This window comes from Knoellia subterranea KCTC 19937 (assembly GCF_000768685.1).
In the GTDB taxonomy this organism is placed as follows: Bacteria; Actinomycetota; Actinomycetes; order Actinomycetales; family Dermatophilaceae; genus Knoellia; species Knoellia subterranea.
Genome location: NZ_AVPK01000012.1, coordinates 22,051 through 36,499, shown reverse-complemented (window position 1 = coordinate 36,499; position 14,449 = coordinate 22,051). Strand labels below are relative to the sequence as shown.

Annotated in this window: 17 protein-coding genes and 1 riboswitch; of the genes, 8 read left to right on the top strand and 9 right to left on the bottom strand. The window is 68.1% G+C overall.

Translation table 11 applies throughout. The annotated features are described in order from the left end of the window. Window positions 1-18: 18 nt before the first annotated feature. Together N803_RS15585 and N803_RS15580 are read right to left on the bottom strand one after the other, a co-directional pair. Window positions 19-669, bottom strand: a complete 651-nt coding sequence (locus N803_RS15585) for a DUF6498-containing protein (RefSeq protein WP_035907023.1) — start codon at window positions 667-669, stop codon at window positions 19-21. Beyond that, on the bottom strand, window positions 666-1,463 hold the full coding sequence (locus N803_RS15580) for a ceramidase domain-containing protein (RefSeq protein WP_035907022.1): 798 nt from the start codon (window positions 1,461-1,463) through the stop codon (window positions 666-668). Before N803_RS15580 ends, N803_RS15585 begins: the two co-directional genes overlap by 4 nt. A 335-nt stretch (window positions 1,464-1,798) precedes the next feature. Here N803_RS15580 and N803_RS18615 point away from each other — a divergent pair, with 335 nt between their 5' ends. Further along, complete coding sequence (locus N803_RS18615; RefSeq protein ID WP_169743112.1) at window positions 1,799-2,296, top strand: thermonuclease family protein; 498 nt, start codon at window positions 1,799-1,801, stop codon at window positions 2,294-2,296. 36 nt (window positions 2,297-2,332) lie between these two features. Here N803_RS18615 and N803_RS15570 read toward each other — a convergent pair whose 3' ends face one another. From N803_RS15570 to N803_RS15565, 3 genes are all read right to left on the bottom strand, one after another. After that, window positions 2,333-2,527, bottom strand: a complete 195-nt coding sequence (locus N803_RS15570) for a hypothetical protein (protein WP_156969823.1) — start codon at window positions 2,525-2,527, stop codon at window positions 2,333-2,335. Window positions 2,528-2,593: 66 nt separating this feature from the next. Then, window positions 2,594-2,770, bottom strand: coding sequence for a hypothetical protein (locus N803_RS18415; RefSeq protein ID WP_156969822.1), 177 nt, complete (start codon window positions 2,768-2,770; stop codon window positions 2,594-2,596). A gap of 286 nt (window positions 2,771-3,056) precedes the next feature. Continuing rightward, a complete protein-coding gene (locus N803_RS15565) occupies window positions 3,057-3,626 on the bottom strand; it encodes a PadR family transcriptional regulator (protein ID WP_035907017.1) in 570 nt (189 codons plus the stop codon). Window positions 3,627-3,642: 16 nt separating this feature from the next. On the opposite strand from N803_RS15565, the gene N803_RS15560 reads away from it, so the two are divergent. Beyond that, on the top strand, window positions 3,643-4,461 hold the full coding sequence (locus N803_RS15560; protein ID WP_035907015.1) for an alpha/beta hydrolase: 819 nt from the start codon (window positions 3,643-3,645) through the stop codon (window positions 4,459-4,461). A gap of 71 nt (window positions 4,462-4,532) precedes the next feature. Further along, window positions 4,533-5,261, top strand: a complete 729-nt coding sequence (locus N803_RS15555) for a SprT-like domain-containing protein (RefSeq protein ID WP_035907062.1) — start codon at window positions 4,533-4,535, stop codon at window positions 5,259-5,261. 18 nt (window positions 5,262-5,279) lie between these two features. On the opposite strand, the gene N803_RS15550 is transcribed toward N803_RS15555, so the two are convergent. Further along, window positions 5,280-5,981 carry a hypothetical protein gene (locus tag N803_RS15550; RefSeq protein ID WP_035907013.1) on the bottom strand — a complete coding sequence of 234 codons (702 nt, stop codon included), beginning with the start codon at window positions 5,979-5,981 and terminating at the stop codon, window positions 5,280-5,282. Between the two features lie 46 nt (window positions 5,982-6,027). Between N803_RS15550 and pdxH the strand changes: the two genes are divergently transcribed. Further along, on the top strand, window positions 6,028-6,708 hold the full coding sequence (pdxH, locus tag N803_RS15545) for a pyridoxamine 5'-phosphate oxidase (protein ID WP_035907012.1): 681 nt from the start codon (window positions 6,028-6,030) through the stop codon (window positions 6,706-6,708). 46 nt (window positions 6,709-6,754) lie between these two features. Here pdxH and N803_RS15540 read toward each other — a convergent pair whose 3' ends face one another. Then, complete coding sequence (locus tag N803_RS15540; RefSeq protein ID WP_035907010.1) at window positions 6,755-8,056, bottom strand: hypothetical protein; 1,302 nt, start codon at window positions 8,054-8,056, stop codon at window positions 6,755-6,757. A gap of 189 nt (window positions 8,057-8,245) precedes the next feature. On the opposite strand from N803_RS15540, the gene rocD reads away from it, so the two are divergent. Beyond that, window positions 8,246-9,493, top strand: a complete 1,248-nt coding sequence (gene rocD / locus N803_RS15535; protein ID WP_211253536.1) for an ornithine--oxo-acid transaminase — start codon at window positions 8,246-8,248, stop codon at window positions 9,491-9,493. A 97-nt stretch (window positions 9,494-9,590) separates the two neighbouring features. Here the strand turns inward: rocD and N803_RS15530 are convergent, their stop codons facing one another. Beyond that, the gene (locus N803_RS15530; RefSeq protein WP_084764603.1) at window positions 9,591-10,898 is read right to left on the bottom strand and encodes an alpha/beta fold hydrolase; all 1,308 of its coding nucleotides are present in this window, start codon (window positions 10,896-10,898) and stop codon (window positions 9,591-9,593) included. 41 nt (window positions 10,899-10,939) lie between these two features. Between N803_RS15530 and N803_RS15525 the strand changes: the two genes are divergently transcribed. Both N803_RS15525 and N803_RS15520 read left to right on the top strand, forming a co-directional pair. After that, a complete protein-coding gene (locus N803_RS15525) occupies window positions 10,940-11,302 on the top strand; it encodes a hypothetical protein (RefSeq protein WP_035907008.1) in 363 nt (120 codons plus the stop codon). Beyond that, on the top strand, window positions 11,295-11,726 hold the full coding sequence (locus N803_RS15520) for a hypothetical protein (protein WP_035907006.1): 432 nt from the start codon (window positions 11,295-11,297) through the stop codon (window positions 11,724-11,726). The genes N803_RS15525 and N803_RS15520 overlap by 8 nt, the downstream gene beginning before the upstream one ends. Here N803_RS15520 and mgrA read toward each other — a convergent pair. Further along, the gene (gene mgrA / locus N803_RS15515; RefSeq protein ID WP_156969821.1) at window positions 11,715-12,785 is read right to left on the bottom strand and encodes an L-glyceraldehyde 3-phosphate reductase; all 1,071 of its coding nucleotides are present in this window, start codon (window positions 12,783-12,785) and stop codon (window positions 11,715-11,717) included. The two genes, N803_RS15520 and mgrA, sit on opposite strands and share 12 nt — an antisense overlap. A gap of 84 nt (window positions 12,786-12,869) precedes the next feature. Further along, a riboswitch (SAM riboswitch) is annotated at window positions 12,870-12,984 on the top strand. A 17-nt stretch (window positions 12,985-13,001) separates the two neighbouring features. Between mgrA and N803_RS15510 the strand changes: the two genes are divergently transcribed. Then, window positions 13,002-14,336 carry a bifunctional o-acetylhomoserine/o-acetylserine sulfhydrylase gene (locus N803_RS15510; RefSeq protein ID WP_035907002.1) on the top strand — a complete coding sequence of 445 codons (1,335 nt, stop codon included), beginning with the start codon at window positions 13,002-13,004 and terminating at the stop codon, window positions 14,334-14,336. The last annotated feature ends 113 nt before the right edge of the window (window positions 14,337-14,449 follow it).

Here is a 14,449-nt window from a genome sequence, read left to right as displayed (position 1 = left end):
GCAGCCAGGCTGAGCAGTTCAGGCAGCCACGCGGGAGTGGAGCTTCACCGCCCATAGCGCCATGCCCAGGTCAATGACGGTCTGGGCGAGTACGAGACCGACAGCAATGGCGACCAGCTGCCACTCGGACCCGTCACCGAGGTAGGCCGACGCCCCGAGGACGGTCGCGAACAGGAGGGGAGCGAATCGCAGATACCCCGGCAGCACGACCTGGCCTTCGGTGACGACATAGCGGCCGCCTCGAGTGAACCAACCGTCGGCCAGCGACCAGCCGTGTGCCAGGACGAGCGCGATCGCCATGGGCAACAGGCCAATCCATCCACCGCTCGGCCCGGCGTGAACCAGCAGGATGACCGCCCATACCCCGCAGACGAGGCACAGGATGCCGATCATGATCGAGTAGTGGAGCATCAGGAACGTGGTCGCCTTGCTCCGCTTCTTCATCGTGCGGAGCCGAATGAGCGTCCCGGCGATGGACAGCGCCATCCCGAGCACCGTGTACGCCAGTAGGTCCGCGAGGTGGATCGCCCCCGTGAGCAACGGGATGATCGGCAGCAGGGACCCGCCGATGATCAGCGTGAACTGCACCACGGTCGCGGCGAGAGGCGACAGTCGCGACGCGATGGATTCGAGCAGGCCGAGGCCGAGGACACGAAGGATGGGATTCACGGGGACATGCTCGCCCAATAGCGATACAGAAACCACGCAGCCCCGGCATCCATGGCGTGCCACACCGCGTGAGGCTGCAGCCAGGACTCCGGGTCGCACAGCGCGCCACCGTCCTTGCCCATGCTCCAGATGGCGAAGGCCACCGCCAGAGTGACGACGGACGCCACGCCCCAGCGGAGGTCCAGTCGCTCCGTGCCGCGCCGCCGCAGCACCAGCTCCACGAAGAGCCCAGCGAGCAGCATCGACGCGAATACCGCGTTGCCCATCGTCATGAGTACGGGCACGTCGACCGACTGGAACTCAGCCACGGTGCAGACGCCGAGGCCTGCGCCGAAAAGTGCGACGAAACCGGACGTGCCGAGGGTGAGAAGTCGTGAAACGGCATACGCGAGAGCGAAACTCGCGAGGAAGTACATGCTGTAGAGGTCGAGGTGACCGCCGAAGGTGCTCTCCGATGCGTGCATCGCGGCACTTCCCGGGCCGAGGAGGACGACGAGGATTGTGTATGCCGTCGCGAGACTCCTCGGCATCCCTCCGGATCCGTGTCGGGTGACGCGATGGGCGATGGCGAGTCCCGCGATGACGAACCCGAGGTTGCTGAACGTGTTCGCGGGTTGTCGGACGACGGCATCACGGGCGGCCTCGCAGAAGGCACCGCCACGGTCCACGGCAGGACCGAGCCAGCTCTGTGCCAGGGCGATCCCGAGCAGGGCCATGGACACGGCCGCTGCCACGGCGGCAAGAAGCAATGGCGCACGACGTCGTTCCGTGCCGCGGGTGGTGGCCCATGCCATGTCGCCCAAAGTAGCCCCTGGGCTCATTGCTCGGGGTCCTGCTCATGCTGCTGCTGAAGCGTCGTGACGCATGGCGCTGCGCCTACGCTGACGGCATGGGTCGAGGGCGAGCGTGGCTGAGTCTCGTCGCAGGAGTTGCCGTGATCGCCCTGGCCTGGTGGATCCTCAATCGCCCGGTCGGACCCGGAGCCGACTCGACCGCAGCGACGTCGAAACCCTCGTCAACAGCTGCATCGACAACTGCATCGACAACAGCGACAATTCCAGCGAATTCGATTGCGGCGCAGGCGCATTGGACGATCGATGGCGACACCATCGACATTTCAGTGAACGGGGTGGTGGAACGTCTGCGCCTCCTCAACATCAACGCCCCGGAGAAGCGCTCCGGAGCCATCCCGGCCGAGTGTCTCAGTGGTGAGGCAGCAGGGGTCCTCATCGAACTCGCGCCGCGCAACACGCCATTGCGGGTCGTGCGCCACGGCAAGGATCGCTACGGCCGGACGCTGGGCGAGGCCTGGCTCTCCAACGGCACGATGCTCGGCGCGGAGGTCGTGCGACGCGGTCTCGCAGCACCTCTCACGGTCGGTGGTCTCGCGGCGTATCGGCCCGTCATCGATGCTGCGCGCGACGAGGCGGCAGCTGCGCATCGCGGTCTGCACGGCACGGTTCCCGCCTGCACCGTTCCGGCTCGAGTGGCGGAATTGAAGCCTCGGGATCCCGCAGCCGCAGCAGTGCTCGCCGACCTCGAGTCCCGCACGCCGTCGGCCGGGGTCGCTGCGCTCACCGACGCGCACCGCGCCAGCCTCGTGGCGACAGTGATGTCGCGAGGCTGACGCGGCGCACGTTGCGAGCGATGAAACCAGGTGGACTCAGTCGTCGTTCTCGTCGAGCAGTTCGACGTCCTCGGTCGACAGGATCCAGTCGACCGATTCCAGCTCGTCAAGGTTGATCGATGGATGCGCTGCGTTGGGGTCCGTGAGATCGAAGACCACGTCGTTGGCCGGTTCCCACGTCCTGGTGTCGAGATGACCCTCAACCTCCTCGATGGGAACGAATCCGGTCACGAGCCCGCAGGTGCAGACTCGCCCGTTCGGCTTGTTCTCGAACGCCACCCGATGGATGCCACGTTCCTACGCGTCGAGGATGGACAAGTAGTCGAGGAGGAACACGGCGGCGAACTGCGCCCCGACCGACTTGTTGCCGTGGCGGATCTCCCGGTTGAGCATCAGCGTCTCGAGAGGTGCGTTGATGACACGGATGTCGTAGGTGTGGCCGAGGTAGTCGACCGGCTCGAAGTTGACCAGCATGGAGCATCACTCCCTGGGTTGTCCCGTCTTGGTCGCGCACCGCCGGGTCAATCGCGCTGGCGACCCGGGTCTTCTCCGGAGGGCACCGTGTCGGGTGACGCGGTTGCCGGTCGGCCACGTCCGGAGGCGTGTGGCCGACGAACCACCACCGGTGAAGGTGGTGCTCTGGACCCGATCGCGATCGTCTGGATCGCGATGGCAGCAATCTAGACGAGACGTCCGTCAGCGACTGGGCGAGGTCCCCCGCACGGGCCGAGGAGAACCCCGATCACGCTGCCGCTGGGCTTCAACGAGGGGCGGACTCGAGGCGTTGGCGCATCCGGTCGCACCACTCGAGGGCCGCCCGACGGGTCAGGACTCCACCCTCGAGCGTCAGAACGCTGGCGAACTTCGGGTGCGTTGGATCGACGGCTTCCGGGTCACCTTCGAGGTCGGCGAGTTCTTGCTCGTATGCCGTGAGCCGGTCTTCGTGTCCGCGCCGCACCTGGGCCACGAGGTCCAGGGCGGCCTGCCGGTCCACGAGCCAGATGTTCCAGAGCCGGAGTGTCTCGAGGTCGCGAACGGGTTGCGGTTCGAGTTCGGCAACCACCCACTCCCGCAACGCTTTTCGGCCACGGGCGCTGACGGCATACCTCTTGGTTGGTCGTGGACCGGCACCCTCGATGACGGTGTGGCGGACGAAGCCGCGGTCCTCGAGCCGCGCGAGCTCTGGATAGATCTGGCTGTGGTTGGCGCTCCAGAAGTAGCCGACGGGCCGCTCCATGCGCCTGGCCAGTTCGTAACCCGTGCTGGGCTTCCGTGCCAGCAGTCCCAGGAGGGCGAATCCCAAACTGCCCGTGGACTCCTCACGCTGCATATGTCAATGTTGACATATGAAGCGCTGGAGCCTCGTCATACTCGTCCTTACCCTGTCCGTGTCGGGCTGTGGCTCCTCAGCGGACTCGCCCACGGGTGCCGCAGGAACACAGGCGTCCTCACCGAGTGCGGCGAAGGCGTCGACGCGCCCCTGGCCCGCGACGGTCGAGGAGCGCTGCAAGATCCCGGCGCAGGGTGAGATCGCGAAAGTCCCGGCGACCGGCGGGACGCTCAGCGCCGGGGTCCTCGGCAAGGGCACGGTGGGCGCCGTGCTGCTGCACCAGACCTCGGGATCCGGGTTCTGTGGGTGGGCCACCTACGGGCAATGGCTCGGCGCCAAGGGCGTCAATGTGGTCATGCTCGACCTGTGCAACTACGGCCAGTCGACGTGTGACGACGCCCTGGTCAAGGACTGGACGGCGCAGGTCAAGGCCGGCGTCGACTTCGCCCGCGGTCGTGGAGCCACGTCGGTGACGCTCGTCGGCGCCTCGCTCGGCGGAGTCGTCGCGATGGGTGTGGGGGAGGAGGCGGGAGCCGACGCGATCGTCAACCTCTCCGGCCCGTCCGAGTGGGAGGGCGTCCCCGACGCCGTGGATGCCGCGCGGGCGACGACTGTGCCGCTGCTGGTCTCGGCGGCCGAAGCGGACGACGGCATCGACGCAGCCGAACTGCAGGCAGCCGTCCGGGCGAGTCCGTCGGCTCACAAGGCATACGTGCCCATGGACGGGCAGGCCCACGGATGGACGGGGATCAGTGACGGCATGAGTGTGGACCCGGTCTTCACGCCACTCGCGACGACCGTGCTGGGGTGGATCCAGGGGAAGTACGCGAGCTGAGCCCGTCGGCGGACAGACGCTGTGTCCTGACTTCCCGGGGACTGTCAGTGGTGGCTGGCAGCATCGGATCCATGGAGATGACAGCAGCCCTCGCCCTCGGGCGACGTGTGCTGCGCGAGCACGGTCTGGAGCACTGGACCCTGACGACCGATCAGGCCAAGACCCGAGCCGGCGTATGCCGTTTCGCCACCCGCACGATCTCCCTCAGCGCCCCGTTGACTCGCCTTCACGACGAGGCCGACGTTCTCGACACGATCCTGCACGAGGTCGCCCATGCGCTCGTCGGACCCGACCACGGACACGACGAGGTGTGGCGCGCCAAGGCCCAACAGATCGGCTGCTCGGGGGAGCGCACCGTTGACGCCGATGCTCCGCGCGTCGAGGGACCCTGGCGGGGTGAGTGCCCGCAGGGTCACACCTACACGCGGCACCGTCGACCGGGGAGCGTTCTCAGCTGCCTGAGGTGCAGCCCGGAGTTCGACGCCACGGCACTGCTCGCGTGGACCTACCGTGGGAAGCGAGTCGACATGGGTGAGGCCTACCGCGAGGAGCTCGACGGCATCATCGCCCGACACGGCGCCGAGGTCGTCCGACGTGCGCAGCCGGTCCCGGTGGCCGAGCCGGTGATGGCATCGTTCCCGATCGGCTCGATGGTGCGGATCGTGGCCGATGGCGTCATGAACGGTGTCCTCGGTGAGGTCGAGGCGTCGTTCCCGACCCGTAGTCAGGTCCGGGTGGGCGATGACCTGTATGCCGTGCCCAACGAGCTCCTGGCCCTCGCCGAGCGCCTGGCCAGCTGACGCAGTTGCATCGCACGGTCACGGGGTGGGGACGATCCCGTTCCGGCCCTGCCAGAAGCCGTGCTCGGACAGGGGTCGGAAGCGCAGGGTCGTGAACTCGCTGTGGAAGTCCTCGCGTTCGCGTTCGACCATGGCCCGCGCGTGCCGTTCCGGTGCCTGGCCCCCGCCGCGGCCCTCCACCATGTCCCGCATTGCCGAGACCGACTCCCAGACGGAGAACGTCGAGAACGTTCTGGGTGGCCGCACGGCGGCGAGTGCGAGGGTCTGGCCGGGGTGATCGCGCACGAGCCGTTCGACCGGCCGGCCCCAACGGAAGAACCGCGCGAGTTGAGGCAGCTTGAGGTGGGCCAGGGTGACGGCGACGACCGGCTCGTCGTCATCCATCGTGTCCGCGTTGAGGGGCAGTCGGTGCAGTCCGGTGACGGCACCCCAGCGGCGCACGAACTCCAGCCGTACGTGCCAACCGCGAGCGAGGTGCTGCCCGACCGGGTCGCCCGCGAGATAGTCGTCGAGAGCAGCCTCCGACTCCCACTGGGCAAAGACCGCGTGGCGTCGAAGTTGGAGACGCTCGAGTGAGATTGCCGGCGCTCCGAGCGTCATGAGCGACAAGTGCTCGATGTGCTGGAGCCCGGCTGTGCCGGGGTCATTGCGATGTCCGACGAGAACGCGGGCAGCCGTCGTCGGTGGTACTTCGGCGAGGTGGAAGCTGTGGATCCCCATGGTCAGGCCGACGCTACCGCTGGCCGGCGGGCTTAGGCTCGCTGGCGTGAACGACGTGACGCGGGTCGACTACACCGGGACCGGGCTCTCCGAGGAGGACGTGGCCGCGACGCCGTGGCTCCAGGCCCAGCAATGGCTCGACGACGCGGTCGAGCGCTCGCAGGTTCGAGACGATGTCCCCGAACCCCACGCGCTGTCCGTGGCAACCGTCGATGCCCACGGCGTGCCCAACGTCCGCACGGTGCTCATGCGCTTCTTCGACGAGCGCGGTCCGGGATTCCTCACGAACACGTTGTCGGCCAAGGGAACTGAGCTCGCGGGCAACGATGCGATTGCCGCGTCGCTGACGTGGCCGGCCATGTTTCGGGCGATCCGTTTCCGCGGTCGTGCGGTGCTGCTGGACCGCGACGAGGTCGACGACTATTTCGTGACGCGGCCGTGGGGCTCGCGCATCTCGGCGTGGACGTCGAGGCAGTCGCAGCCAGCCACGTCGAGAAGCGAGCTCGAGGCGGCATACGAGAAGTTCGCGGCGCAGTGGCCCGACACCGGAAGCCCCGACGACGTCCCGACGCCGGACTTCTGGGGCGGCTACCGGATCACGTGCGACGAGGTGGAGTTCTGGGGTGGCCGCACGAACCGGTTGCACGACCGGCTGGTGTTCAGCCGGGTCGGCGACGGCTCGCTCGACGACGCGGGTGCGTGGTCGCTGAGCCGCCGCCAACCCTGATCAGCCAGATCATTCAGGCAGTGCAGGTGGTCACGGGTTCAGCGCGTCACGCGTTCGCGAAGTAGAACGCGCCGCTGCCCTCGGCCCGGAGGATGCCTCCGTGCTCGTTGACGACCTCGACGGGCAGTCCGCCGGAGGCGATGTCCTTGCCGGTCTGGCCGTCGATGACGACTCCCGACGGTGAACCGTTATTGTCGACGACGGCATAGACCTGACCGTGGAACTGCGTGACGTGGGAGGGCGCGATGCGGTCCTTGGTGAAGAGGTCCCACACCACGCGCCCGGTGGCGAGGTCGTAGCCGCGCGCACCCGACCCGAGGCACATCGCAACGGCCTTGCCGGGGGTCGTCGTGCACTCGGCGTTGGCGCCCTGGATCTCGCTCGGACTCGTGACGCCGGGGAGCTCCTTGCGGACGGTCCCTGCCTTCGGATCGAGCAGGAAGCCCCTGTCCTCCTCACCAGAACCCCAGTCGTTGGTCGTGGTGAGCACTCCGGCGTCGGTGCTGCCGATGACCTCGAACTTGCCGACGTCGTCCCCGACCGTCGCGAGGGTCTTGCCATCGGTCAGGGACACGACGCGCCCGAACCGTCCCTCGAACTCGACGTCGACGACCGTCCCGATCGCGTCGTTGGCGGCGGTGATGCCACCGTCGCGGTCCAACACGGTCTTGCCCGTCGACGCGTCAAGGATCCACGTGTGTGCCCCTTCGCTGGTGGAGCGGTTCCAGACCACGACCCGGTCACCGACGAGCTGGCGGACGCCGCCGCCGATGCCCTGAGCGCCCAGGTCCGCGGTCCACTTGGCCTTGCCCGTGGCGATGTCGACGGCCACGGCCACACCGCGTTCGCCACCCTTGGTCGTTCCCGAATCCGGTGTGCGAACGCTGTATGCCGCGTAGACGGTCTTCCCGTCCTCGCTCACCACGGGCGGGAGACCGGGGCCCGGGTTGCTCTTGCCCTGAGGGGGAGCTGCCTCCACAGGGGAGTCCAGGACCCATGCCTGGTCCTCCTTCATGACGTCCACGGCAGTGAGCTGCTGGGTCTCGGGGTCGTACGAGATGACGAGAGTCCCGGACAGGGCGACGGGCGTCATGGGCTCGGAAGGGGACGAGGCGTCACCCTTCACTGAGTGGAGGACGATCCCGCCACGAGGCTCGAATGCCTTGGGCGGGTCGAACGTCGGCACCTTCGCGCCACCTCCCTGCGCGTCGCCGCCCTCGCTGGTGGCCGTCCCGGCTCCCGTCGAGCCGCTCGCCCTACCGGAGCCTTCGTCCGAACCCCCTGCCCCGCAACCGGCCACCAACAGCGCGGCCACCCCCACCGTCGCCCACCTGCGTGCGTGCCCCATAACCATCCTTCGCGTGTCGAGTTTCGTGTGTGCGCCCCCAGCCAACCCCGGGACGCCGACCATCCTCAATGGGGAGGACTCCCCGGGAGGGTGAGCGTCCGGCATACGCGACATCCGTGACCGAGTCGGGCACGGCGGAACGCGCCGATACAGTGAACTCAACCACACGACGAAGGAGTGAAACCCGCCATGACGCCCGAGACGACCGGCACCACCCCCGCCGGCAGCACCGCGGTTGGAAGCACCGAGCAGCACATCGAGACGACGGAGCGCTACGCGGCGCACAACTACCACCCGCTCCCCGTCGTCATCGCCAGCGGTGAGGGTGCGTGGGTCACGGACGTCGAGGGCAAGCGCTACCTCGACTGCCTCGCCGGCTACTCCGCGCTGAACTTCGGCCACTCGCACCCGCAGCTCGTCGAGCGCGCCCGCCAGCAGCTCGGCACGCTGACGCTCACGAGCCGCGCGTTCTTCAACGACCAGCTCGGTCCGTTCTCGCAGGTGCTCGCGGAGCTCACGGGCAAGGACATGGTCCTGCCGATGAACTCCGGCGCCGAGGCCGTCGAGACGGCGCTCAAGGTGAGCCGCCGTTGGGGCTACGAGGTCAAGAACGTCCCCGAGGACCAGGCCAACATCATCGTCATGGAGGGCAACTTCCACGGCCGCACGACGACGATCATCAGCTTCAGCGACGACAAGGTCGCGCACGACAACTACGGCCCCTACACGCCGGGCTTCCGGACGGTGCGCTACGGCGACATCGACTCGGTTCGTGCCGCGATGGACGACTTCACCGTCGCTGTGCTCTTCGAGCCCATCCAGGGTGAGGGTGGCGTCGTCGTCCCGCCGGAGGGCTTCCTGCGCGACCTGCGCGACCTCTGTTCGGAGCAGAACGTCCTCATGGTCGCCGACGAGATCCAGTCGGGTCTCGCGCGCACCGGCACGACGTTCGCCTGCGACCTCGAGGAGGTCGTGCCCGACATGTACATCCTGGGCAAGGCCCTCGGCGGCGGTCTCTACCCGGTGTCCGCAGTCGCGGCCAACACCGACGTCCTCGGTGTCATCACGCCGGGTTCGCACGGCTCGACCTTCGGCGGCAACCCGCTCGCTGCCGCCATCGGACACGAGGTATGCCGGCTGCTCGCCACAGGTGAGTATCAGGACCGCGCGCGTCGGCTGGGTGAGCGACTCCTCGCCGGGCTCGAGCCGTTGGTCGGCAAGGGCCTCGACGAGGTCCGCGTCCGCGGTCTGTGGGCCGGCCTCGACGTCACGCCCGGTGGCCCGACGGGTCGCGAGCTGTGCGAGCGGCTCATGGAGCGCGGCATCCTCGCCAAGGACACGCACGGCATGACGATCCGTCTCGCCCCGCCGCTCGTGATCACCGAGGACGAGGTCGATCAGATCGTCGCCGCGGTCACGGAGTCGCTCTCCGCCTGAACCATCTCGGGGCCGTGCCTCCGTCCGGCCACGCCGGGCGCGTCGCACGTGACGCGCCCGGCGTGGACGTTTCAGCTACCGTCGGAGTTCTCCCCGGTCAGGCTGTCGGCTCGTCGTCCCAGGCGGCGGCGGCGATGAGCCAGTGATCCTCCGTGCGAACGAACTGGATCGACTTGCCTCCCTGCCCGGTGAACGAATTGCCCTCCTGCACACCGCTTTTGGCGTAGCGACCGAACCAGTGTGCGACGTTGCCGAAGATGTCGACCTGTCCATGTGTGGGCCACTCGCTGAACTCGAAGAGGGAGCCGCCTTCGGAGAGCAGCGTGCGTCGGGGTTCGATGAACTCCTCGACGCCGTAGTTGCGGATGGAGCCTCCGACGGTGGACACGATCCGGGCATCCGGCAGGAACATCTCGCGAAGCCGGGCCATGCGCTCGTCGAGTCCGGGACCGCTCGTGAACGCGGCGAAGAACTCCGCGACGAGCCTCTCGATGGCCTCGACCTCGGTCGGGGCGGCATCGGCCCGTCGGGCATTGGCTGCGATGGCGTCCGCGATCTCGCCGCGCCGACTGCGCGGTAGGTCGTGACCCATCTCGGGGAACATGAGGAGCCGCGACCCCTGGATGGCCTTCGCCGTCGCGACGCCACCGCTGGGCAGGACGAGCGGATCCCGGAGTCCATGCACGACGAGGGTGGGCACGGTGATGGTGCGCAGCCTCGGCGTCCGGTCGGGCGAGGCATTGATGGCGTTGAGCTGACGATCCCGGCTCGCGGCGGAGATGCCGCCCCGCTGGAGGTGCAGCTCCGCGAGGGCACCAACCTCCTTCTCGTCGAACTCGTCCCCGGCGATGATCCGGAAGGCATTGACGCCTGCCGCGATCGCCTCCTCGCGGGTCGTCGGCGGAGCGGCCCGGACCTGTTTGACGAGGGCCGGCAGCAGGCGGGCCGACGTGCGCCCGAAGCGCCGGTGTCCGGTGTTGGACATGATCGAGCAGAGCGAGCGCACGAGGGATGGATGGCGCAGGGTGAGTTCCTGCGCGATCATCCCGCCCATCGACATCCCGACGACGTGCGCCGACGTGATGCCGAGATGGGCGAGGAGGCCAGCGGCATCGTCGGCGAGGTCGCCGAGTGTGTAATCGCTCGTCGCGAGTCGCCGTGAGGCCAGCCCCTTGGCGACGACGGCTCGGGTCGGCGGCGGGGCCGGCGTCTGCCCGGACAGGCCCATGTCGCGGTTGTCGTAGCGGATGACCCGGAACCCCCGCGCGGCAAGGAGCTCGACGAAGTCCTGTGGCCACGCCACGAGCTGGGCCGCCATGCCCATGATGAGGAGAAGCGGTTCACCGTCGTCCGGGCCGTCCATGACGTACTCGACGACCTGGTCCCCGACCTGGGCAGAAGTCATGCCGTCATCCAACCAAATCGGACGCACGTAGGCTGTCGGCCGTGTTCCTCCTGCTCACCCAGATCCTTGTCGCCGTGGCGCTCCTGCTCACGGTCGTCGCGACCGGTTTCGCCCTGTTCGACAAGGTCATCGGCAACGTCGTCCTCGGCCTGGCCGTCCTCGTCGAACTGGGCGTCCTGATCCAGCTCGTCCGGGGGCTCTTCGCCATCCCGGTGCTGGACGGGTCGGGGCACAAGGCGACGTTCGCGGCCTACCTCATCACCCTGCCGTTCGTGCTCGCCATCACGGTCTACAGCGCGATCAAGGACAAGACGCGGTGGGCGATGGGCTCGATCGCCGTGGGCGCGTTCGCCGTGGCCGTCATGACCCTCCGACTCCAGCAGATCTGGGACCTCCATGGCTGAGCCGACCAACCAGACCGGGCGGACAGAAAAGACCGGCTCCGCCAAGGGGCCAGGTCGCATCCTCGTCGCGGTCTACGGAGTTCTCGCGCTCGCGGCGACCGGACGCTCGATTCTCCAGATCGTCGAGTACTTCGACCGGGCGCCGCTGGCGTACGTGCTGTCCGCGCTCGCGGCCGTGATCTACATCGTCGCCACGGTCGGGATGGCTCGCGGTGACCGCACGTCGACCCGAGTCGCTCTCGTCGCGTGCACCGTCGAACTCATCGGTGTCCTCGTCGTGGGTGCGATGTCGTATGCCGTCCCCGACGCCTTCCCGGACAAGACCGTCTGGTCGCACTTCGGTTCCGGGTACGGCTACGTGCCGCTGGTGCTGCCGGTGCTGGGCATTTGGTGGCTCCGCACCGCGCGACGCTCAGCCGGCTGAGGACTTCGCCCAGAGGTTGATGCCGGCGTCGACCGCGTGCTTGTCGATCTTCGCGAGTTCGTCGTCGGAGAAGGACAGGTTCTTGACGGCCAGGAGGTTGTCGTCGAGCTGCTCGACACTGGACGCCCCGACGAGGACCGAGGTGACCCGGGAGTCCTTGAGCAACCACGCGAGAGCCATCTGAGCGAGTGTCTGACCGCGCTTCTTGGCCATCGTGTTGAGGGCGCGAACGTGCTTGAGGGACTCCTCGGTCAGCAGATCGGGAGACAGGCTCTTGCCCTGGCTGGCCCGTGACCCCTCGGGGATGCCGCCGAGGTACTTGCTCGTGAGCATGCCCTGCGCCAGCGGCGAGAACGCGATGCAGCCGACGCCCTCCTCGCCGAGGACGTCGAGGAGGCCTGCGCCGCCGCCGGAGGCAGTTGCAGACTCGACCCATCGGTTGAGCATCGAGTAGGACGGCTGGTGGATGAGGAGTGGCGTCCCGAGGTCGCGGAGGATGGCGACGGCCTCCCGGGTGCGCGGTCCCGAGTAGGACGAGATGCCCACGTAGAGCGCCTTCCCCTGTCGCACAAGGGAATCCAACGCGCCCATCGTCTCCTCGAGCGGAGTCGTCTCGTCGAACCGGTGGCTGTAGAAGATGTCGACGTGGTCGAGGCCCATGCGCTTCAGGGACTGGTCGGCGCTGGCCAGGATGTACTTGCGGCCGCCGCCACCCTGGCCGTAGGGCCCGGGCCACATGTCGTAGCCCGCCTTCGAGCTGATGACGAGTTCGTCGCGGTAGGGCCGGAAGTCGCGGGCGAACAGCGTGCCGAAGTTGCGCTCGGCGCTGCCATAGGGCGGTCCGTAGTTGTTGGCGAGGTCGAAGTGCGTCACGCCCCTGTCGAAGGCCCGCCGAAGGATGGCCTGCTGACGCTCCAGCGGCACATCGTCACCGAAGTTGTGCCACAGGCCCAGACTGATGGCCGGCAGGTCGAGACCGGACCGCCCGACCCGGCGGAACGGCATACCGGCGCGGTAGCGGCCAGCGGCCGCCTTGTACTCATCGGCGTGGAAGGTCATGCGACCCATCATGCCCCGCGATGCCAGTCCACGAACCGAGACGGTTCTGCCAGCCCGGTTGGTTCACGCGTTAACGTTTCTGCAGGTCATGAGTGCCAGCGCGAAGCCCCGGCTCGCTGGCCGGCAACCCTCCAACCGCGGTGGGGTGCCCCGGGTGAAGACCGGGCGAGGCGTCAATCGGCGTCCGCAAGCACGGCATACCCAAGGAGCATTGCCATGTCCGACGACACTTCCGCTACCCCGAACTGGTCCTTCGAGACGCGACAGATCCACGCGGGGCAGGAGCCCGACCCCACGACGGGCGCCCGCGCACTGCCGATCTACCAGACGACGTCGTACGTCTTCAAGGACACCGAACACGCGGCAAACCTGTTCGCGCTCAAGGAGTTCGGCAACATCTACACGCGCATCATGAACCCGACCCAGGACGCGGTCGAGCAGCGCATCGCCTCGCTCGAGGGCGGCGTCGGCGCCCTGCTCGTGGCGTCGGGGCAGGCTGCCGAGACGCTGGCGATCCTCAACATCGCCGAGGCCGGGGACCACGTCGTGGCGTCGCCGTCCCTCTACGGAGGCACGTTCAACCTCCTCAAGCACACGCTGCCGAAGTTCGGCATCGAGGTGTCCTTCGTGGAGAACCCGAACGACCCCGAGTCGTGGCGAGCAGCGGTGCGGGACAACACCAAGCTCTTCTTCGGCGAGACGATCAGCAACCCCAAGATCGAGATCCTGGACGTGGAAAAAGTTGCGGCGGTCGCGCATTCAGCAGGGGTGCCGCTCATCGTCGACAACACCGTGGCGACCCCGTTCGTCCTGCGCCCGCTCGAGCACGGCGCCGACATCGTCGTGCACTCGGCGACGAAGTATCTCGGTGGCCACGGGACGACCATCGCGGGCGTCATCGTCGACGGCGGGTCGTTCGACTTCGGCAAGGACCCGGAGAAGTTCCCCAACTTCAACACGCCGGAGGAGAGCTACCACGGGCTGGTGTTCGCACGTGACCTCGGCGTCGGGGGAGCGCTCGGCGCCAACCTCGCCTACATCCTCAAGGCTCGTGTGCAGTTGCTGCGTGACCTGGGCCCGGCCGTCGCGCCGTTCAACGCCTTCCTCATCGCGCAGGGCCTGGAGACCCTGAGCCTGCGCATCGAGCGGCACCTCGACAACGCCAGGAAGGTCGCCGAGTTCCTCCTGGGGCACGACCAGGTCGAGTCGGTGCGCTGGGCGTCCCTGCCCGGTGACGAGTACTACGAGCTGGCGCAGAAGTACACCCCGCGCGGCTCCGGTGCGGTGCTCGCCTTCGAGATCGCCGGTGGAGCCGAGGCGGGGCGCCGCTTCGTCGAGGCGTTGACGCTGCACTCGCACGTCGCGAACCTCGGTGACGTGCGGTCGCTCGCCATCCACCCGGCGACGACGACGCACTCGCAGGGCCCCGACGAGGACCGACTGGCTGCGGGCGTCACGCCTGGCCTGGTGCGGCTCGCCGTCGGAATCGAGCACATCGACGACATCCTCGCCGACCTCGAGCAGGGCTTCACCGCCGCCAAGACCGGCTGAGCCGGAGCGGACGGCGTCGTATGCCGTCCGCTGTGTCCCACAGGGCCCGGCGCCTTCGCGTCCGGGCCCTGTGGATAAGTCTGCGGCGGGTCGCGCCATCCGGCCTACCGTCT